Here is a 20,697-nt window from a genome sequence, read left to right on the forward strand (position 1 = left end):
CGCCAGAATGGGCCCATGACCAACCGGGCAACGTCGAGACGGGCACATGCCGTCTCCCGGCCATCGTCGACGGGCCCCGCGCCGGTGAACGCGTCCGCACCCCCCGCCCACGGCGCCGCCGCTGACGCCGCCGCAGTGGGGCCGCGATCGACTGGCGTGCCCGCCGGCGCCGGACGGCTCAGGGCGAGCCGGCGTCAGGGCCGAGGCGGGAACCCGGCCGATCGCGGCCGGATGCCCACGGGGACGCCGGCGGGCTGGCGGCGAGGTGCCGCGCCGAGGGCGGCCGCGCTCCTCGCGTACGGGCTCGGCCTGATCGACATCCTGTCGGCGGTCACACCGCCCGGACATCGCAGGGTGGCCGAGCTGCGCGCCATCCTGCCGACGGGCATCCCGGAGCACGCGCGGACGCTGACGGTCCTCGTCGGCGTCCTGCTGGTCCTGCTCGCGCACGGGCTCGCGCGCCGCAAACGGCGTGCCTGGCAGCTCGTGCTCGCGCTCGCCGCCGTGAGCACGGTGCTGCACCTGCTCAAGGGCCTCGACTACGACGACGCCGCCGGGTCGGCCGCGGTCACCGGCTGGCTGCTCTACCGCCACCGGGACTTCCACGCCGAGCCGGACCCGTCGAGCCGCTGGCGGGCCGTCGGCGCCTTCGCCGCGCTGTTCGGCCTGTCGGTGGGCAGCGGCCTGCTCATGCTGCGCCTGGGCTGGTCGAGGTCGATCGGCGAGTACCCGCTGTCCGAGCAGATCGAGCACGTGCTGGGCGGCATGATCGGGATTCACGGACCGGTCGGTTTCGCGTCGGGCCGGATCGACCGGATGGTCGCGAGGACGCTCGCCGCGATGGGCCTGCTGACGGTGGCACTGCCGACCTGGATGGCGCTGCGCCCGCCGCGGCCGCACCCGCGCCACGACGCGGACGACGAGGCCCGGCTCCTGGACCTGCTCGCCCGCCATGGCGGCGACGACTCGCTCGGCTGGTTCGCGCTGCGCCGGGACAAGGCGGTGATCTGGTCGCCCTCGGGGAAGTCCGCGATCGCCTACCGGGTCGTCGGCGGGGTGATGCTCGCCAGCGGTGACCCGCTCGGCGACCGGGAGGCATGGCCGGGCGCCATCACCGAGTTCCTGCGGGTCGCCGGCCGGCACGCCTGGGTCCCGGCGGTGATCGGCTGCTCGGCGCCCGGCGGCACGGCCTGGACGAGAGCGGGCCTGACCGCGCTGGAGCTGGGAGACGAGGCCGTGCTCCACGTCGACGACTTCAGCCTGGACGGCCGGGCGATGCGCGGGGTCCGCCAGGCGGTCGCCCGGGTCGAGCGCGCCGGCTACGAGGCGAAGGCCGCGCGGGCGCGTGACCTACCGGCGGCGGAGCTCGCCGAGCTGAGGCGGCTGACGCGCGCCTGGCGCGGCTCGGAGCGGGAGCGCGGCTTCTCGATGGCGCTCGGCCGGTTCGCCGAGTCCGCCGCGAACGCCACGGATGCCGCGAACGCCAAGGATGCCGGGAACACCAAGGATGCCGGGAACACCGCGGATGCCGGCGGCCAGGTCGGATCCGCCGGCGCCGGTCGCGGCGGCGACGGTGACGACAAGGCCGCCGTCGCCGCGTGCGCCGCCGGCTGTGTCATCGTGACAGCCGTCAGCCCGCCCGAGGCCGGCCGAGGCCCGGAGGCCGACGGGAGTGCCGCCCCAGCCGGCGGCGCGGTGCGCGGGCTGCTGCACTTCGTTCCCTGGGGCAGCGACGGCCTGTCCCTCGACATGATGCTGCGCGACCCGCGGGCCGACAACGGGCTGACCGAGTACCTCATCGTGGCGACCATCCGTGCCGCCCGGGAGCTGGGCGTGCGCCGGATCTCGCTCAACTTCGCCGCCTTCCGCCAGGCCCTCGAGCTCGGCGGCCGGCTCGGCGCGGGCCCGGCGGCCAGGAGCGGCCGGTGGCTGCTGGTGTTCCTGTCGCGGTGGTTCCAGATCGAGAGCCTCTACCGGTTCAACGCCCGGTTCCAGCCGGCCTGGCAGCCGCGCTACATCTGCTTCCCCACCAGCCGTGACCTGCCCAGGGTCGCCGTCGCCATGATGGAGGCCGAGGCCTACCTCCCCAGGCCCTGGCACCGCTCCCGCCCCACCGTCCAGACGGCGAACCGTGGCGGATCAGCAACCCCATAGACGCGGCCATCCGCCGCACCCCGAAGCCATGGTGGAAGAGCGTGGCGGATCAGCAACCCCATAGGCAGGGCCATCGACCACGGTTCGGGAATCGGGGGTTGTCAGTGGCGGGCGGGGATGCTGGGGGGCGGCGGGGCGGCGGCCGGGGATGGGGACGGGGGGGAACCGTCGGGGGGTGGCTGGGGGGCGGTGCGGGGGCGGAGGGCCACGCCGACGCCGGCCCAGACGAGGTCGGCGACGGTCGCCAGCAGCCGCGACACCAGCGCGAGCACCAGCGCGGGGTCTCTGGCGAGCGCCGGTGAGAGGACCAGGACCAGGACCGCCTCACGCACCCCGCCGCCAGCGGGCACGATCAACACGAGGAAACCGGCGGTCCAGGCCAGCGCGTAGCCACCGACGGCGAGCACGAGCAGCCGCGGCCCGTCGATACTCGCGCCGAGGTCGCGCGCGAGCAGGAAGGTCGCCGCGCCGTAGCAGCCGAAGCTGACCAGCAGCCAGCCGGCGCCGGCGAGCACCGCGCGTCCGGGGATCGGCTCGGTCATCGCCGGGCGGCGCAGCAGACGGAAGGCCAGCGCCAGTAGTCGGCGCAGCACCGACGGCCAGAGCAGCAGCATGAACGCCGCCGCGGCGGCGAACGCCCACCAGTAGCTGGTGAGCGCGTCCTGGGACACGAACGGCAGCGTCACCGCGGCGGCGAGGCCGCCGCACGGCACGGCTAGTGCCAGCACGATCAGGCTGGCCGCCGCCGAGCGCGGCCGGGCCACCCCGTAGTCGCGCGACAGCTCCATCTGCGCGAGCACCGGCCAGACGCTGCCCGGAATGTACTTGCCGACCTGGCCGACGAAGAAGATCCGCGTCGCCGCCCGCAGCGGCAGCCGCGCGCCCAGCCCGGCCAGCACCGCCCGCCATGACAGCACCGTCAGCCCGACGGCGACCACCGTCGCCACTCCCGAACCGACCACGCCGACGACACTCAGCTCGCGGATCGAGGCGCTGACCTCGTGCCATCGGTCGACCAGGACCACCACGAGCAGCCCCGCGGCCACGAGCAGCGCCACGCGCACCAGCCAGGCCCGCGGCCCACCCCTGCGTCCTGGCCTTGTCGGCGCGCCCTGGTCGCCCGACACGTCGGACGCGGCGGACGCGGCGTCCGGTGGACGGACCGGACCGACCGGGCCGACCGGGCCCGATGCCGACGAGGAGTCGGACGCCGCCGCCGTCTCCGGGGCCGCGCCCCGGCTGGCGGCCGGGGTACGGCCCGGGCGGTGCCGCCCGGTCATCGCCTGGTTCGGCGCGGTGTCAGCATGCACCCGTCCAGACTAGGGGCGCGCCGATGACGCGCCGCGATGCCCCGTCCGCACCGATCGGCATACATCGCGCCGGATCATCGGCCGACCCGCGCCGCATCGACCGTCCTGATCGCGGCCCGGTAGCCGAAACCGCCGGCCAGGCGGGTACCTGGCCGGCGGTCGGAGTGCGGTGAGCGGTAGGCCGGGTATCCGGCCGGTAGCCGAGCTACTCGGCCGAGCGGCGCTGCCGCGGCGAGGCCTTGGCCGCCTTCGCGGCCGCCTGCTCCGGCACCACCGGCTCGACGGCCGGGGCCGTCTCGGTCGGCGAGCCCGGCTCGCCGGCGAGTGCCGGCTGGCGGCGGGCGATCGCCTCGACGACCTTGCGGGCGAGGTCCTGCGGCGCGAGGCCGACCTCGGCGAGGACCTCGTCGCGCTTGCCCTGGTCGAGGAACCGCTGGGCGATGCCGAAGTCGCGCAGCGGAATGTCGACGTCGGCGTCGCGCAGGGCCTGCGCGATGGCCGAGCCGACGCCGCCGACGCGGCCGTTGTCCTCGACGGTGACGACCAGGTCGTGGTCACGGGCGAGCTCGACGATCTCGGCCGGCACCGGCTTGACCCAGCGCGGGTCGACGACGGTGATCCCGATGCCCTGGCTCGCCACCCGGCGGGCGACGTCCATGCAGGTGGGCGCCATCGCGCCGACCGACACCAGCAGCACCTCGCGGTGGCGCGCCACCGCCGGCTCGCGGAACAGCACGTCCACGCCGCCGACGGTGTCGATCGCCGGCACGTCGGCCCAGACGCTCCCCTTCGGGAAGCGGATGACGTTCGGCTTCTCGGTCTCGGCGACCGCCTCGCGCAGCAGGGTGCGCAGCGTCGTCTCGTCCCGCGGGGCGGCGATCTCCAGGTCCGGCACGATCTGCATGAGCGACATGTCCCACATGCCGTTGTGCGACGCGCCGTCCTCGCCGGTCACACCCGCGCGGTCGAGCACGAACGTCACCGCCTGGCGGTGCAGCGCGACGTCCATGAGGACCTGGTCGAACGCCCGGTTGAGGAAGGTCGCGTAGAGGCAGACGACCGGCTTGAGACCACCCATCGCGAGGCCGGCGGCCGACGTGGTGGCGTGCTGCTCGGCGATGYCGACGTCGAAGACCCGGTCAGGGAAGGCCTTGGAGAAGGCGTGCAGGCCGACGGGCTGCAGCATCGCCGCGGTCATCGTGACCACGTCCGGTCGCTCGGAACCGATCTGGACGATCTCGTCGGAGAAGACGCTCGTCCAGGACTGGCCCTTCTTCGCGGTCGGCTTGCCGGTCGCCGGGTCGAAGGCCGGCGGGCCGTGGAAGTGGTCCGCGTCGTCCTGCTCGGCCGGCTTGTAGCCGAAGCCCTTGCGGGTGACGGCGTGCACGATCACCGGGCGGTTGTAGTCCTTGGCGCGGYGCAGCGCCTGCTCCATGGCGGCGGAGTCGTGGCCGTCGACCGGGCCGACGTACTTCAGGCCGAGGTCCTCGAACATGCCCTGCGGCTGGACGACGTCCTTGATGCCCCGCTTGATGCCGTGCAGCGCGTCGAACAGCGGGGCGCCGACCAGCGGGGTGCGGCCGAGGACCTGCTTGACGACGTCGAGCACCTGCTCGTACTCGGGGGCCAGGCGCAGCGCGGCGAGGTGGTCGGCGAGGCCGCCGATCGTCGGCGCGTAGGAGCGGCCGTTGTCGTTCACGACGATGACGACCTTGCGGTCGCCGGCGGCGATGTTGTTGATCGCCTCCCAGCACATGCCGCCGGTGAGCGCGCCGTCGCCGACGACGGCGACGACGTGGCGGTCCTCGCCGCGCAGGGCGTAGGCCCGCGACAGGCCATCGGCGTAGGAGAGCGCGGTGGAGGCGTGCGAGTTCTCGATGATGTCGTGGTCGGACTCGGCCTGGCTGGGGTAGCCGGACATCCCGCCACGCTGGCGCAGCTTCTCGAAACCGTCGGCACGGCCAGTGAGCAGCTTGTGCACATAAGCCTGATGACCGGTGTCAAAGAGGACTCGGTCAAAGGGCGAGTCGAATACCCGATGAATTGCCATCGTCAGCTCGACCGCGCCCAGGTTCGGACCGAGGTGGCCACCAGTACGCGCGACCGCGTGGATCAGGAAATCGCGGATCTCCGCGGCCAGGACGGGCAGCTCCTCGAGGCTGAGTCGTTTGACGTCCTGTGGGCTGTTGATCGTCGACAGCAGCGGCACGGCGTGCACTCCCTCCCCCGACTGGGGTATCGGTCCCGGGGTCCGGGAAAGCCTAGCCTGGCCGGATGTCGGCCAAGGGACCGGCACCCGACATGTGAGATCACCACGGCCGCGGGTGAATTCGCGCGTTTTGGCGGTAGAATCCGCTCCCCGCCGCGGCGACACTCCGCTATAGCAACATCGCGTCCCGGCACCGGTACTCTGCTGAACCTACCGCCGTTCGGCCGCCACGCCATGTCGGTCATCCGACTACCCGCCGACGCCGGTCTGGCCTGGTCCGGCCGCCAGCGTGTCCGGGGGAACGCATCACCCCAAGATGGCGGCGCCGCCCCCGGAAAGGCCGGGTTAGCCACCGACACCGCATCGTCACAATGCCGATACGCCATCCGGGCAATCGGTACACGGATTATCGACACGGCGCGCCGCGCGACAGCGTTCCGTCACCGGCCGCCGGTCCACGAACGAGCGGGCCGGGACCGACCGTCCGCTTCGTCGCGGCCCGACCGACCGGTTTCGCGCGGATCGCCCCGGCCGGCCCTGGAGGCGAGACCGGCCTGGCGCTAGGGCATGGGGACCAGGCGCGCGACGCACTCGATGTGCGCGGTCATCGGGAAGAGATCGAAGGCGCGCACGCCGTCGACCTGGTAGCCGGCCGCCGCCGCGGCGGCGAGGTCGCGCCCGAGCGCGACCGGGTCGCAGGCCACGTAGGCGACCGCCCGAGGCCGCAACGCCAGCAGCGCGGTCAGCACGTCCGTGCCGGCGCCGGTCCGCGGCGGGTCCAGCACCGCCACGTCGATGCCGCCTCCGCCCCCGCCCGGGCCGTCGGCGGGACGGGCGCCGCCGCCGACGCAGTGACGCACGGTCGCCGCCGTCACCCGCACCGGCCGGACCGACACCCACGGCAGATCGGCGAGGCTGCGGGTCGCCGAGGCGACCGCGGCGGCGTCGGACTCCATCGCGATCACCTCGCCGTCCGGGCCGACCGCCTCGGCGAGGAAGGCCGCGAACAGGCCGGCGCCCGCGTACAGGTCGAGGGCCCGCTCCCCCGGCCGCGGCTCGAGCGCGGCGAGCACCGCGCCGACGAGCGTGCGCGCCGCCGCCGGGTGGATCTGCCAGAACGCGGACGCGTCGACCCGGAACTCCCGGCCCAGCACCCGCTCGACCAGCCCGCCGCCGTGAGCCGCCCGGCCGACGTCGCGCGACGTGCCGCCGGTCGGGCGAACAGCCACCCGCCCGGAGCTCACGCTCGCCGCGACCTCGACCGCCTCCGCCCCCGGAAAGCGCCGCCCGGCGACGGCATCCACGACCAGCGGATGCGCGATCCGGCAGTCGGGCGTGGCCACGACCTGGTGCGATCGGTGCATCCGCAGCCCCACCTCGCCGTCCGCGGTCACGGCGAAACGCATCCGAGAGCGCCAGCCGAGCCCTTCGCCGGCTGGCGGAGCCACCGCGCGATCTCCCTGGCGTGCCCGTCCCCCCTGGCCCACCTGCCGCGCCGGGCCGCCCGCGGCGACGTCATCCGCCTCGCCGCCCGGGGCGGGCACCGGCTCGACCGTGACGGCGAGCCCCGACGTGCCCATCGCGACGCCCCGCTCGTCACCCTTCCCGCCATCGTGGGCCACGTGGGCGGCCAGGCCCCCCTGGTGGCGCAACGCCTCGACGACCACCTCGGCCTTCAGCCGCCGCTGGGCGGCGGGTGAGGCGTGCTGCCAGTCGCAGCCACCGCAGCCACCCTGCCCGAGGGGAGTGCGGCCACGTTCGCCCTGTGCCCCTCCCGGAGCCCCTGGCCGCGTCGCCTCTGCCGGGGCCGCCGGCCTGGGCGGCCCCGCGTGCGGGCAGGGCGCCTCCACCCGGTCGGGTGAGGGCTCGATGATCTCGACGGCGTCGGCGCGCCAGTACCGGTCGTGGGAACGGTCGGTGACGCGGGCGCGCACCCGCTCGCCGGGCAGCGCATGCCGGACGAACACCACCCGGCCGCCGGACCGCGCCACACACGACCCGCCGTGGGCGACCGGGCCCACCTCCAGATCGATCAGTTCGCCGCCCGTGTGGTCCTCGCCGCCCTCGCCGCCCTCGCCGTCCCTGTCACCGTCGTACTCCTCGTCGGCCCACCGCGCACCCGCGCGATGGTCGCCGCCAGGGCCGGCCTGGTCGGTCCTGGCCGGTCCATGGCCCGAGGAGGCGCGAGAACGTCCCGCCTCGGGCCGACGGCGGCCCCGCGTCCCCGGCGGCACTAGCCCTCCGCCCCGTCGGCTCGGCCGGACAACGCGGTCGAGCCGGGCGACGGTGCCGACGGCTCCTTCGCGCCGACGGCGGCGACGGCGCCGGGTCCGCGCGGCCCGGCCTGGCCGCGCCGGACGGCGCCGGCGGCCTCCCCGTCCATGCGGCGCTGCGCGTTCGACGACGACTCCAGCTGCCAGGGCACGCTCGTCACCATCACCCCGGGCTGGAACAGCAGCCTCGCCTTGAGCCGCAGCGCGCTCTGGTTGTGCAGCAGGTGCTCCCACCAGTGGCCGACGACGTACTCCGGGACGAACACCGCGACGACGTCGCGCGGGCTGTCCTTGCGGATGTCCGCGACGTACTTGAGCACCGGCCCGGTGATCTCCCGGTAGGGCGAGGCGAGCGTCACCAGGTCGATGGTGATGCCGCGCTCGTGCCACTCCTGGGTGAGCCGCTCCGCGTCGGCCGGGTCGACGGCGGCGGTCACCGCGACCAGGCTGTGCGGCCTGGTCGCCTTGGCATAGGCGAGCGCGCGCAGCGTCGGCGCGTGGATCTTGCTGACCAGGACGACACCGTGCACCCGAGACGGCAGCTTCGGCGGGCCGGGCGGCGGGGTGAGCTCGATGGCGATCCGGTCGTAGTGCTTGCGCACCGCCCGCATCGCCACGAAGATCACCGGCATCGCGATGACGACGATGTACGCGCCGTGGGTGAACTTCGTCGCCAGCACGAGGATGAGCACGAGGCCCGTCATGCAGGCCCCGAAGAAGTTGATCGTCTGCGCGCGGCGGACCCTGCGCCGCCCGCCCGGCGTGGTGGCGAGTGTCGACTCGCCGCGCAGCACCCGCTGCCAGTGGCGCACCATGCCGGACTGGCTCAGGGTGAACGAGACGAACACGCCGACGATGTAGAGCTGGATCAGCCGGGTGGTCTCGGCCTTGAACACCACCACCAGCAGGATGGCGAAGCCGGCCAGCAGCAGGATCCCGTTGGAGTAGGCGAGCCGGTCGCCGCGGGTGTGCAGCTGGCGCGGCAGGTAGCCGTCGCGGGCGAGGATCGAGCCGAGCACCGGGAAGCCGTTGAACGCCGTGTTCGCGGCCAGGATCAGGATCAGCGTCGTCACCGCGGCGATGTAGACGAACCCGATCGAGCCCCCGCCGAACACGGCCGCCGCGACCTGCGCGATCACCGTCGGCTGTTCGCCGTGCGAACCGACGAGGTTCTTCGCGTCCTCGGCGACATGCACCTTGCTGGCCATCGCGAGCACGGTGACGCCGATGAACATCAGCGCGGCGATCAGGCCCATCGCCAGCAGCGTCGATGCCGCGTTCTTGCTCTTGGGTGGGCGGAATGCCGGCACGCCGTTACTGATCGCCTCGACGCCGGTCAACGCCGTACAGCCCGAGGAGAACGCCCGCAGCGCGAGGAACGCGAGTGCCAGCCCGGAGTAGTGGTTGGCCGCGACGACGTGGTAGTCGGCGCTCTCCGCCCGCGGAGTGTGTCCGAAGGCCATCTTCACGAACCCGATGACGATCATGACGAAGATGCCGAGGATGAACCCGTAGGTCGGGATCGCGAACGCGGTGCCCGACTCGCGCACGCCGCGCAGGTTCATCATCGTCAGCACGACGATGAGCAGCACCGCGATGATCACCTTGTGCTGGGCGAGGCTGGTGACCGCGCTGGTCAGGTTCGCCACGCCGGCGGACACCGACACGGCGACGGTCAGCACGTAGTCGACCAGCAGGGCGCTGGCGACCGTGAGCCCCGCCGGCCCGCCGATGTTCTCCGTCGCCACCTCGTAGTCGCCGCCCCCGCTGGGGTAGGCGTGCACGGTCTGACGGTAGGACGCGACGACGGTCAGCATGAGCGCGACGACGACGAGCGCGATCCACGGCGTGAAGTGATAGAACGCCAGGCCGCCGAGCGAGAGAACCAGCAGGATCTCCTCGGTCGCGTACGACACCGAGGACAGCGCGTCGCTGGCGAATACGGGCAGAGCGACCCGCTTCGGCAGCAACGTCTCTCCGAGCCGGTCACTTCCGAGGGGGCGGCCGACCCAGATGCGCTTCAGCCGGTCCGTGAGCGCCACGCGCAGATGCTACCGAGCAACCCTGTCGATCTGTTCGGCGCGGCACATATCGCCAAGGCCCGGCCAGAGTGCCGGGGTGGGCGCGGACCGCCCGGGATCCCCGGCGCGCACCGTCGCGGTGATCATCCCGTGCCTGGAAAGCCCAGCACGCCAGCACGCATGCGCCCCGTCACGACGTCGCCGCCCGCCGGCCGGCGCTCCGCCGCGACCACCTGGCATGTGACCCGCGGCATAGCCCGCGCAGCGAGGCCGACGGGCGCCACGGGCGCGTCGGGCGCGCGCCGCCCACGCGACGGCGCCGGTCCGTCGACCCAGGGCATCGGACACCGCTACGCTCTCGCCCCATGCACGTCGTGATCCTCGGCTGCGGCCGGGTCGGCTCGGCCCTGGCGATCGAGCTCGAACGTTTCGGGCACGGCGTCGCCGTCATCGACCAGGACCCCACCGCCTTCCACCGGCTGCCGCCGTCGTTCACCGGCAGCAAGATCACCGGTGTCGGGTTCGACAGGGACACTCTGATCGAGGCCGGCATCGAGAAGGCCGAGGCGTTCGCCTCGGTGTCCAGCGGCGACAACTCGAACATCATCTCCGCCCGGGTGGCGCGGGAGATGTTCGGCGTCCAGCGGGTCGTCGCCCGGATCTACGACCCCCGCCGGGCCGAGGTCTACGAGCGGCTCGGCATCCCGACGGTGGCCACCGTGCGCTGGACGCGCGACCAGATGCTCGCCCGGCTGCTGCCCGAGGCGGTCACCCCGGAGTGGACCCATCCGTCCGGTGCCGCCCTGATGACCCAGTTCACCCCCGCGAAGGGCTGGGCCGGCCGGCCGGTCAAGGAGATCGAGCAGGCGGCCGGCATCCGGGTCGCCTGCCTGACCCGATACGGCGACGGCATCATCCCGGACGGGCGCACCATGGTGCAGGACGGCGACATCCTGCACGCCACCGTGGCTCGCAAACGCGTCGCCGAGGCCGAGGCCGTCGCCCGCGCCAACCCACCCAAGGGAGCCTGAGGGTCATGACGCGCCAGGTGGTGACGATCGCCGGTGCCGGCAAGGTCGGCCGGTCGATCGCGAGCGAGCTCCTCGACAACGGCACCGAGGTGCTGCTCATCGAGCGGGACGGCGCCAAGATCCGTCCGCAGTCGATTCCGAAGGCGCGCTGGCTGMAGGCCGACGCCTGCGAGCTGTCGTCGCTGGAGTCGGCCGGCCTGGAGAACTGCGCGGTCGTGGTCGCCGCGACCGGCGACGACAAGGTCAACCTGGTCGTCTCGCTGCTGGCCAAGACCGAGTTCGGCGTGCCCCGGGTGGTGGCCCGGGTGAACCACCMGAAGAACGAGTGGCTGTTCACGGACAGCTGGGGCGTCGACGTGGCCGTGTCGGCCCCGCGGATGCTGACCGCGCTCGTCGAGGAGGCGGTCAGCGTCGGTGACCTGGTCCGGCTGATGAAGTTCCGCCAGTCCGACGCGTCGCTGGTCGAGCTCACCCTGCCGGCGGACTCGCCGGTCGCCGGCCAGACCGTCGGCGACATCTCGCTGCCGCGCGACTGCGCGCTGGTCGTCATCCTGCGCGGCGGCCAGGCCGTCGTCCCGTCCCCGGACAGCACGCTGGAGCCCGGCGACGAGGTGCTCGCCGTCGCCGTCACCACCGACGCGGAGGCGGAGCTCGCCACCCTCTTCGGCGCGACCCCGCCGTCCACCTTGTAGGGCGGCGGCCGGGTCCGGTTACTCGTCGGGCGCGTTCCGGATGGCGGCCTCCGCCGGAAGCGGGTCGGCCTCGTCCTGATCGGGCGGCTCGAAGCGGGAGGCCGGGGCGATCTTGCGCACGATCCCCAGCGTCGCCAGCACGGCCAGGCCGAACAGCGGCAGCCCGAGGGCGAGGTTCGCCGCCGCGAGCCAGCCGTCCCGGTCGGCGAGGTAGAGCACGCCCTGCACCGCGAACCGCAGGAAATACACGACGATCCAGACGCCGGTGGCCCAGTTCGCCGCCCGCAGGGTGTCGCGGTGGTCGCGCCAGTCGGCGTACCGCTGGTCGAGGCCGGCCATCACATAGCCGGCGAGCGGCCGGCGGACGGCGAGGGAGACCACCCCGACGACGACGGCGCCCGCGTTGCGCAGGATCGAGACCAGGAAGTAGTCCTTGCCGCGGCCGGTCCTGGACGCGACGTAGCCCGCCACGCCGACGGCGAGCAGGCCGGAGAACGCCTGCTGCTTCGGCTCGCCGCGGACCATCCGCAGAATGAAGATCGCGACGCCGACGACCACCGCGCCGATGATCCCCGAGGTCAGCCCGGCGGCGCTGTTGAGGGCGACGAACGCGATCGTCGGCAGCGAGCTGTCGACGATCCCGCGGGGTCCTCCGATCGCCTCGCTGAACGAGACCTTGAACTCGGGGCTCGCCGCGTCCCGATCATCGGTCGAGTCCTGGCCGCCCGCCCGTGGGCGCCGGCTCTCCCGGTGAGCGGCCGCGTCGAGCGGGGTCACGTCGAGCGAGGTGTCCTCGTCCGGCGGCGGGGTGTCGGACGCGTTGTTCCCTCGAGGGGACAGTCCTGGCATCGGGTAGGTCGGCCCACTCTCCTGGGACGGTCGGCTCCCGCAAGAGTAACCGTCCCGGCGCGAGTCCCCACCGACGGCGAGGCCGTCACCAGGCGTGGCGGTCGCGCCTCGGCGACCGCCCACCGGCTGCTCAGTGACTGCTTGGTGACTGCTTGGTTGCTGCTTGATGACTGCTCAGTGGCTGGCGACCGGGAGCAGCTCGTAACGAGGGTTGAAGATCGTGGTCCGCCGGTCGTCCCGGCTGATCCGGCCGGTGGCCTTCAACGACCGGCCCGCGTCCAGGCCGGGAATCTGGCGACGACCCAGGAACACGAGCGTGACGCATCCGCTGCCGTCGTACACCTCGACCTCAAGGCTCGGCGCGCCGGACCGCGTGCGCACGGTGACGGACCGGACGGTGCCGGCCACGCAGGCGGCCTCGTGGTCCTGGCAGCCGCCGATCGGGACCGCGCCCTCGGCACGGGCCGCCCGCTGCAGGTCTTCTGCCTCGAGCTCGTCGTCGTCGGCCGTCAGCCGGTGCACCACCTTGCCCCACCAGCCGCCTTGCTCAGCCACGACTCCTCCGATCTGACCCACCGATGCCAGGCAGCGTTTCTCGCCGGGCGTTTCTCGCCAAGTCCGTGGACATCGGCTTGAAACACTCCTGAAAGGCAGTGTGCCCCGGCAAAGGGGGTCGGGCCGTAGGTTTTGTGACCTCGATCTCCGTCCTCTCGCCGACGGTTGCCCGATTGACCCCCCGACAGCGGCGGAAGCCGCCAACCGCCGCCCCCGCCACCGGCCGAACCCCCCGCCGAACCGGCATCGGGAGACGGACCCGTACCGCGCGCCGGCCCATGTCCCGGGCCGGCGCCACGGCCCTGCGCCAACCCGTCGGCCTCAGTCGGTCGAGGCGGCCGCCGCCCTGCCCTCCATGCCTGGCGGCAGCGCGCCGGTCAGCCGCGTCCAGCCGGTCGCCACGACCCGCTCGGCCGCGAGCCGGCCGAGCGCGACGGCGACGGCCGTCAGCAGCGCGAAGAACATCGCCTCCCGCCAGGTCGTGTCCGGGTGTGCCAGGTTCTTGGGTGGCTCGCCGCCGCGTACCTTCCGGTACACGGCGTTGACGCTCTTGGTGGCCGCCGTGCCGCCCGCCACGGTGGCCGCTCCCCCGACGATCTTCCAGCCGACCTTGGATACCGGTCCCGCCACCGTGCACCTCTCCATGTCCTCGACGCTCGCGTGTTCGGCGCCGGTCGTTCGCGCTCTGTCCGCGCGGACGTCGTCTCCGCGTCCCACCGTCGGTGTGGCGCCGTCCGCGTGTGCCGCCGTTGCTCTACCTACCCACCCAGTGACGGTGTGCGCAGCCAGTATCGTCCCTGGCCGATGGGTCACGCCGGCCGCGCCCACCAGCGGCTGACGCGCGCACGTCGGCACCCGCCCGTTGACCAGGTCGACCAGAAGGAGAGCCGCCATGACCGCCCTCGATCCGACGGCAGCCGACGCCGCGACCGGCGGCGCGGTGGCCGACGACGTCGTCGTCGCGGGCCCGCCGGCTCTCCCCACGGCCCCACCGGCCGTCCCCGCGGATCGGCGGGCCGTCCCCGCGGACGTGGCGTCCCGCGGGGCGGCGCACGTGCCAGGACCCGGGACCGACGCCGGGCGCGCGTCGGTGGAGGTGCTGGCGCGCAGGCTTGACCCGGAGCTGCCRCTGCCCCGGTACGCCCAGCCCCTGGACGCCGGCGCGGACCTTGTCACGGCGCGGGACGTCACGCTGGCCCCCGGTGAGCGCGCGATCGTCGGAACCGGGCTCGCCATCGCGCTGCCGRCTGGGTATGCAGCCTTTGTGCACCCTCGCAGCGGGCTGGCCGCGCGGCATGGGCTCTCCGTGGTCAATGCACCCGGTACCGTCGATGCCGGCTACCGTGGGGAGATCAAAGTGATCCTCATCAACACGGACAGGAGCGAGCCGATCCGGTTGTCCCGCGGCGACCGAATCGCCCAGCTCGTCGTGCAGCGCGTGGAGCACGCGGTCTTCCGCGAGGTCGACGAGCTGCCGGCCTCGGGGCGCGGCGACGGCGGCCTCGGCTCGACGGGCGTCGCCGGTGGCGGCCTCGGCCGCTGACCGGGGCCGACGACACGGAGATTCGTCAACCGGCCCGGGACCGCCCGGGGCGGGACCCATTCGGGGTGATCGCTCGTTGAGCCCAGCGGGACTGGCTCGACGAGAAGGCAGGAGAGGGAAGGCCATGGCATTCGGGCGCCGCCGCAGGCAGGAGGCCGACGAGGCCGATTTCATCGACGGGGAGCCGGAGCCCGAGGAGCACGCCGGCACGGTCGACAACCCGCGGGGACCCTACGACGTCGAGGACGCCCCGCGTGACGACATCCACCGCCTCGACGTCGGGGCCCTGCGGGTGCCGGCGCTGGAGGGCGCGCAGATCCAGTTCCAGGTCGAGGAGGCGTCCGGCCGGCCGATGAGCGTGGTCGTCGCCGACGGCCACAGCGCCATGGAGCTGGCCGTCTTCGCCGCCCCGAAGACCCGGGGCCTGTGGGACGACGTCCGCGCGGAGATCATCGAGCAGCTGCAGGCGAACGGCGGCTCGCCGCACACCGTCGACGGCCGCTACGGCCGCGAGCTGGAGCTCGCGCTGCCGACTCCGGTGCCCGGCCAGCTGGTCCCCGGCCGGATGATCGGGATCGACGGGCCGCGCTGGTTCGTGCGCGCCGTCATGACCGGCCCCGGCGCGCTCGACCCGTCCCGGGCGCCGCTGCTCGAGGAGACGCTGCGCCAGCTGGTGGTCGTCCGCGGCGACGACGCGATGCCGGTCCGCGACCCCCTGCCGCTCAAGCTGCCCAAGGAGGTCTCCGACCACGTCGAGGGCCTGGACGAGGACGGCGACGGCACGGGCACCGAAGCGACGTCCGGCCGCCCGCAGATGCCCACTCCCGGCGCCCGCATCGCCGAGCTCCGTTGACCTGACCGGCGAACTCGGCGGTGAGCGCCGGTCGGCCTGCAGGGCTCCCCGCGCGGTAGGCACCGCTGTCCGACCGTCAGTGGCACCACCGTCGGCGGCTCCGTCGGCGGAGGCTCACACACTGCTGGGCGGCGGAAAGCGTCGCACGTCATTGTCGAGGGCGTCCGAAACCGGGTAGACGGCAAGATAGCTGGGACGGACACCGGACGTGGCGGTCCGCCGTCGCACCCACTGTCACATTCGTGCCGGGCACGCGAGACGCGAGACGCGTGGCCGCGGGCGCTCATGTCCTCGGAGGCAGAGTTGGCCATCTACGCGCTCGGGGACCAGGTTCCCGACATCGACCCGTCGGCGTACGTCCATCCGGACGCGACCGTGATCGGGTCGGTGACGATCGGCCCTGAGTCGTCGGTCTGGCCGCGGGCGGTGYTGCGAGGCGACACCGGGAAGATCATCATCGGCGCCCGCACGTCGATCCAGGACGGCACGGTCGTGCACACCACCGCCCTGCACAGCACGGTCGTCGGCGACGACTGCGTGGTCGGCCACGTCGCCCACCTCGAGGGCTGCACCGTCGAGAACGGGGCGCTCATCGGCTCCGGCTCGATCGTGCTGCACAACGCCCGGGTGGGCTCCGGCGCGATCGTCGGCGCCAACGCGGTCGTCAGCAACAACGGCGTCGTCCCGCCCGGCGCGATGGCTCTCGGCGTCCCCGCCAAGATCCGTGAAGGCGCGGCCAACGCCGCGGGCATCGCCATGGCCGCCGAGCACTACGTCGAGAACGGCAAGCGCTTCCGCGAGGAGCTGCGCCGCCTCGACTGACGCCTCGACCACGCGGCGCCCGGTTTGGGTCAGGTGCCGCGCAGGTGGTGCAGCTTGGCCGGGTTGGCGACCAGGTCGATGGCCCGGACGCGGCCGTTCTCGGTGGTCAGGGCGACCACGTCGGTCAGCTCGCCACCGATATAGCCGAGGAAGCCGGGGCCGCCGTTGACCTCGGCGGGCACGATCATCCGCGCGCTGGCCGGATCCCGCGCGGCCTTCGCGAGGATGCTCAGCAGGAACCGCGCGACCTTGTCCGCGCCCACGATCGGCCGCCGCGCCGCCTGGGCCACCCCGCCGCCGTCGGACCGCAGCACGACGTCCGGATCGAGCAGCTCGACCAGCGCGGCCAGGTCACCGCCGTCCGCCGCTCGCTGGAACGCCTCCGCGACCCGCCAGCCGTGGGCCGGGTCCGGGTCGAACCGGGCGCCGCGGGAGCGGACGTGGCGGCGGGCGCGGCTCGCGAGCTGGCGGGAGGCCGCGGGGGTGCGGCCGGTGATCTCGGCGATCTCGTCGAACCCGTAGCCGAAGACGTCGTGCAGCACGAGCGCGGTCCGCTCGGCCGGGCTGAGGGTCTCCATCACGACGAGCATCGCCATGCTCACCGACTCGGCGAGCGTCACCCGGTCCGCCGCGGTGTCCGGCAGCGACGCGGCGGCCGCCCGCTGGGCCGCCGCCCCCGCGGCCCCCGCCGTGCCGGCCGCGTACACCGCCACCGCGTCGAGGCCGCCGACGTCGGCCAGCGGCTCGGGCAGCCACGGGCCGATGTACGACTCCCGGCGGACGCGCGCCGAGCGCAGCTCGTCCAGGCAGAGCCGGCCGACGACGACGGTCAGCCAGGCGCGCAGGTCGTCGGGCTCGACGTCGGCGCGGTCGAGGCGCAGCCACGCCTCCTGGACGACGTCCTCGGCGTCGGCGAACGAGCCGAGGATCCGGTAGGCCAGGCCCCGCAGGTACCCGCGTTCGGACTCGAACGCGGCCGCGAGCTGCGCGGGCCGGCCCCCGTCCTCGGCCGCGCCGGCATGGAAGATGTTCATGGTCTCTCCGCAACTCCGCGCTTCTGCGTCGAGATGAGGACGAGATACCCACCCGGGATGTGACATCGCGGGCCCGAGAAACCCGCGAGGCGCTCTTCGGCCAGTCGGCGATGGCCGGCCGAAGAGCGCCTCGGGTGCGGTCAGACCGTGGTGGGCCTGGGGACGAGCTCCACAGTGACGGTGATCTCGCCGGTGCCCGCCGCCAGGGTCAGGCCGGCGATGCTGCCGGCGTTGCGCAGGTCGGCGCCGACCGGGTCCAGCAGGGCCAGCACGTCGGGCTCGGCGGTGATCCTGGCGGAGGCGACCTCCGCCTTCATCGACACCTTGGCTTCCGACTTGGCGCGGCGCACCGCGGAGAGGACCACCCCGACGACCTCGAGCTGGCGCGCCGGCGCCGCCTCGGCGAGCTTGCGCAGCTGGGGGGCCTCCGGCCAGCGCGCCCGGTGCACCGAGCCGGCCTGCCACCAGGACCAGACCTCCTCGGTGACGAACGGCAGGAACGGCGCGAACAGCCGCAGCAGCGTCGAGAGCGCCACCGCGAGCGTCGCCCGCGCCGAGGCCGCGCCCGCCTCCCCCGCGCCGCCGTAGGCGCGGCCCTTCACCAGCTCGACGTAGTCGTCGCAGAACGTCCAGAAGAACGACTCGGTGATCTCGAGCGCGCGGGCGTAGTCGTAGCCGTCGAACGCGGCGGTCGCCTGGTCGACGACGTCGGCGAGACTCGCGAGCAGCGCCCGGTCCAGCGGCTCGGTCACCGCGGCCAGCGTCGCCTCGTCGGCCGCGTCCCCGGTCGCGATGCCCGCCGGCGGCACGGCGTCGCCCTCGCCGCCGACGATGCCCAGCGCGAACCGGCTCGCGTTGAGAATCTTGATCGCGAGCCGACGGCCGATCTTCATCTGGCCGACGTCGAACGCCGTGTCCGTGCCCGGCCGGGCGCAGGCCGCCCAGTAGCGGACCCCGTCCGAGCCATGCTCCTGGAGCAGCCCCAGCGGGGTGACGACGTTGCCCTTGGACTTCGACATCTTCTTGCGGTCCGGGTCCAGGATCCAGCCGGAGATCGCCGCGTCCGACCAGGGCAGCTCRCCGTGCTCCTCGTGGCTGCGCACCACGGTCGAGAACAGCCAGGTCCGGATGATCTCGTGGGCCTGCGGGCGCAGGTCCATCGGGAACACCCGGGCGAACAGGTCCTCGTCGTAGCCCCAGCCGCCCGCGATCTGCGGCGTCAGCGACGACGTCGCCCAGGTGTCCATGACGTCCGGGTCACCGGTGAAACCGCCGGGCACGTCACGCTGGGCGGCGGTGTAGCCGGGCGGGATGTCCGTCGACGGGTCGAGGGGCAGGCTGTCCTCGGCGGCGAGGATCGGCGCCTCGTAGCGCGGCTCGCCGTCCTCGTCCAGCTCATACCAGACCGGGAACGGCACGCCGAAGAAGCGCTGCCGGGAGATCAGCCAGTCGCCGTTGAGGCCGTCGACCCAGTTCTCGTAGCGGACCCGCATGTGCGGCGGGTGCCAGTCGAGCTGGGCGCCGCGCGCGCGCAGCTCGGCGCGCAGCTCCTCGTCGCGGCCGCCGTTGCGCAGGTACCACTGCCGGGTGGAGACGATCTCCAGCGGCCGCTCACCCTTCTCGTAGAACTTCACCGGGTGGGTGATCTGCCGAGGCTCGCCCCTGAGCGCGCCGGACTCGGTGAGCAGCTCGACGATCCGGGTCCTGGCGGCGTGCACCGTCCTGCCCGCGACCTCCGCATAGGCGGCCCGGCCCGCCTCGGTGTCGATCGCGGCCGGCGGGTCGGCGAGCAGCCGGCCGTCGCGACCGATGACGGCGCGGGCGGGCAGGTTCAGCTCGCGCCACCAGATCACGTCGGTGAGGTCACCGAACGTACAGATCATCGCGATGCCGGAGCCCTTGTCCGGGGCCGCGAGCCGGTGCGCGACGATCGGCACCTCGACGCCGAACAGCGGCGTGCGCACGGTCTTGCCGAACAGCGGCTGGTAACGCTCGTCCTCCGGGTGCGCGACCAGCGCGACGCAGGCCGGCAGCAGCTCGGGCCTGGTCGTCTCGATGATCACTTCACCGTCGCCGGACGACCGGGGGAAGCCGATCGTGTGGTACGCCCCGGGGCGCTCCCGGTCCTCCAGCTCGGCCTGGGCGACGGCGGTGCGGAACGTGACGTCCCACAGCGTCGGCGCCTCGGCCAGGTAGGCGTTGCCGCGCGTGTAGTTGCGCAGGAACGCCCGCTGGGCGACGGCGCGTGAGCGGGTGTCGATCGTCGCGTACGTCTGCGTCCAGTCCACGGACAGGCCGAGGCGACGCCAGAGCTCCTCGAAGCCCTTCTCGTCCTCGAGCGTCAGCTCCTCGCACAGCTCGACGAAGTTACGCCGGCTGATCGGGATCTGCTCCTTGCCCGGCTTGGCCGGCGGGGTGAACTCCGGGTCGTACTGGACGGAGGGGTCGCAGCGCACGCCGTAGAAGTTCTGCACCCGCCGCTCGGTCGGCAGGCCGTTGTCGTCGAACCCCATCGGGTAGAAGACCTCAAGGCCGCGCATCCGCTGGTAGCGGGCGATCAGGTCGGTGTGCGTGTACGAGAAGACGTGGCCGACGTGCAGCGAGCCGCTTACGGTCGGCGGCGGAGTGTCGATCGAGTAGACGCGCGCGCGCTCGACCGTGCGGTCGAACCGGTACGTCTGCTGGTCCTGCCATACCGCGGACCAGTGCTCCTCGACCCCGTCGAGACTCGGCTTCGCTGGAATCGCCCGGGTCGCCGGCCGCGCCGCCTCGATCGAGGTCGCCGCCGTGCCCTGGGCACCGTCTGTTGACACCACCCTTCCATCCTATGGGTGATCGCCTAACGGTTATCCAAGGCCGGCGCTCGTCCGCGTCGAGGCGGCGCCCGTCCCCGCTAGTGCGCTGACCGCCTACGTTGGCTGGGGCGGAGTGCGGTGATCGGGTTGCGCCTGTCTGGGTGTTCGGGTGTGCACTGTCGGTACCGATGTGTGAGTGGTACCGGGAGGTGGACGTCATGGCGCAACCCGTGCGAGCACGGCGGCTGACCGACGAGGAGGGCCGCCGGCTGTTGAGGATCGTGCGGCGGGGGACGCACTCCTCGGTCCGGTTCCGCCGCGCCCTGATCATCATGGCGTCGGCGAGTGGGAACACCGTCCCGGCGATCGCCCGGCTGGTCGCCGCGGACGAGGACACGGTCCGCCAGGTGATCCACCGGTTCAACGAGATCGGCCTGGACTGCCTGGACCCTCACTGGGCGGGTGGCCGTCCCCGCCGGATCAGCCCTGAGGACGAGGCATTCCTCGTGGCGGCGGCCCAGACCCGCCCGACCCGGCTGGGGCGGCCGTTCACGCA

The 20,697-nt window shown here is 73.4% G+C and carries 16 protein-coding genes; 7 read left to right on the forward strand and 9 right to left on the reverse strand.

Translation table 11 applies throughout. The annotated features are described in order from the left end of the window. The first annotated feature begins 231 nt into the window (after nt 1-231). The gene (locus BL253_RS14170) at nt 232-2,154 is read left to right on the forward strand and encodes a phosphatidylglycerol lysyltransferase domain-containing protein (protein ID WP_338013714.1); all 1,923 of its coding nucleotides are present in this window, start codon (nt 232-234) and stop codon (nt 2,152-2,154) included. 101 nt (nt 2,155-2,255) lie between these two features. Here the strand turns inward: BL253_RS14170 and BL253_RS14175 are convergent, their stop codons facing one another. From BL253_RS14175 to BL253_RS14190, 4 genes are all read right to left on the reverse strand, one after another. Then, complete coding sequence (locus tag BL253_RS14175) at nt 2,256-3,434, reverse strand: lysylphosphatidylglycerol synthase transmembrane domain-containing protein (protein WP_081438305.1); 1,179 nt, start codon at nt 3,432-3,434, stop codon at nt 2,256-2,258. Between the two features lie 235 nt (nt 3,435-3,669). Then, entirely contained in the window at nt 3,670-5,673 is a 2,004-nt protein-coding gene (gene dxs / locus BL253_RS14180) for a 1-deoxy-D-xylulose-5-phosphate synthase (protein ID WP_076817144.1), read from the reverse strand. Nucleotides 5,674-6,233: 560 nt separating this feature from the next. Further along, nucleotides 6,234-7,907 (reverse strand): class I SAM-dependent RNA methyltransferase, encoded by a 1,674-nt coding sequence (locus tag BL253_RS14185; RefSeq protein WP_420801663.1) that lies wholly within the window; start codon nt 7,905-7,907, stop codon nt 6,234-6,236. Further along, nucleotides 7,907-9,988 carry an APC family permease gene (locus BL253_RS14190; RefSeq protein ID WP_076817125.1) on the reverse strand — a complete coding sequence of 694 codons (2,082 nt, stop codon included), beginning with the start codon at nt 9,986-9,988 and terminating at the stop codon, nt 7,907-7,909. The genes BL253_RS14185 and BL253_RS14190 overlap by 1 nt, the downstream gene beginning before the upstream one ends. 344 nt (nt 9,989-10,332) lie before the next feature. On the opposite strand from BL253_RS14190, the gene BL253_RS14195 reads away from it, so the two are divergent. Together BL253_RS14195 and BL253_RS14200 are read left to right on the forward strand one after the other, a co-directional pair. Next, nucleotides 10,333-10,998, forward strand: a complete 666-nt coding sequence (locus BL253_RS14195) for a potassium channel family protein (RefSeq protein ID WP_076817126.1) — start codon at nt 10,333-10,335, stop codon at nt 10,996-10,998. Between the two features lie 5 nt (nt 10,999-11,003). Beyond that, nucleotides 11,004-11,690 (forward strand): potassium channel family protein, encoded by a 687-nt coding sequence (locus tag BL253_RS14200; RefSeq protein ID WP_076817128.1) that lies wholly within the window; start codon nt 11,004-11,006, stop codon nt 11,688-11,690. A gap of 18 nt (nt 11,691-11,708) precedes the next feature. Here the strand turns inward: BL253_RS14200 and BL253_RS14205 are convergent, their stop codons facing one another. From BL253_RS14205 to BL253_RS14215, 3 genes are all read right to left on the reverse strand, one after another. After that, the gene (locus tag BL253_RS14205; protein WP_076817130.1) at nt 11,709-12,539 is read right to left on the reverse strand and encodes a DUF3159 domain-containing protein; all 831 of its coding nucleotides are present in this window, start codon (nt 12,537-12,539) and stop codon (nt 11,709-11,711) included. Between the two features lie 174 nt (nt 12,540-12,713). Then, nucleotides 12,714-13,094, reverse strand: coding sequence for an OB-fold nucleic acid binding domain-containing protein (locus BL253_RS14210; protein ID WP_076817132.1), 381 nt, complete (start codon nt 13,092-13,094; stop codon nt 12,714-12,716). 321 nt (nt 13,095-13,415) lie between these two features. Continuing rightward, a complete protein-coding gene (locus tag BL253_RS14215) occupies nt 13,416-13,724 on the reverse strand; it encodes a DUF4235 domain-containing protein (RefSeq protein WP_076817147.1) in 309 nt (102 codons plus the stop codon). 262 nt (nt 13,725-13,986) lie between these two features. Between BL253_RS14215 and dut the strand changes: the two genes are divergently transcribed. From dut to BL253_RS14230, 3 genes are all read left to right on the forward strand, one after another. Further along, a complete protein-coding gene (gene dut, locus BL253_RS14220) occupies nt 13,987-14,637 on the forward strand; it encodes a dUTP diphosphatase (protein ID WP_241834783.1) in 651 nt (216 codons plus the stop codon). 124 nt (nt 14,638-14,761) lie between these two features. Then, the gene (locus tag BL253_RS14225; protein WP_076817134.1) at nt 14,762-15,490 is read left to right on the forward strand and encodes a DUF3710 domain-containing protein; all 729 of its coding nucleotides are present in this window, start codon (nt 14,762-14,764) and stop codon (nt 15,488-15,490) included. Between the two features lie 303 nt (nt 15,491-15,793). Next, nucleotides 15,794-16,312 carry a gamma carbonic anhydrase family protein gene (locus BL253_RS14230; protein ID WP_081438303.1) on the forward strand — a complete coding sequence of 173 codons (519 nt, stop codon included), beginning with the start codon at nt 15,794-15,796 and terminating at the stop codon, nt 16,310-16,312. A 29-nt stretch (nt 16,313-16,341) separates the two neighbouring features. On the opposite strand, the gene sigJ is transcribed toward BL253_RS14230, so the two are convergent. Beyond that, nucleotides 16,342-17,346 (reverse strand): RNA polymerase sigma factor SigJ, encoded by a 1,005-nt coding sequence (sigJ, locus tag BL253_RS14235; RefSeq protein ID WP_076817137.1) that lies wholly within the window; start codon nt 17,344-17,346, stop codon nt 16,342-16,344. Nucleotides 17,347-17,486: 140 nt separating this feature from the next. After that, the gene (gene valS, locus BL253_RS14240) at nt 17,487-20,162 is read right to left on the reverse strand and encodes a valine--tRNA ligase (protein WP_076817138.1); all 2,676 of its coding nucleotides are present in this window, start codon (nt 20,160-20,162) and stop codon (nt 17,487-17,489) included. 197 nt (nt 20,163-20,359) lie between these two features. On the opposite strand from valS, the gene BL253_RS14245 reads away from it, so the two are divergent. Beyond that, nucleotides 20,360-20,697 (forward strand): helix-turn-helix domain-containing protein (locus BL253_RS14245; RefSeq protein ID WP_096336002.1); only part of this gene is annotated, 338 nt, incomplete at its 3' end.

Origin of the sequence: Pseudofrankia asymbiotica (genome assembly GCF_001983105.1) — a bacterium.
In the GTDB taxonomy this organism is placed as follows: Bacteria; Actinomycetota; Actinomycetes; order Frankiales; family Frankiaceae; genus Pseudofrankia; species Pseudofrankia asymbiotica.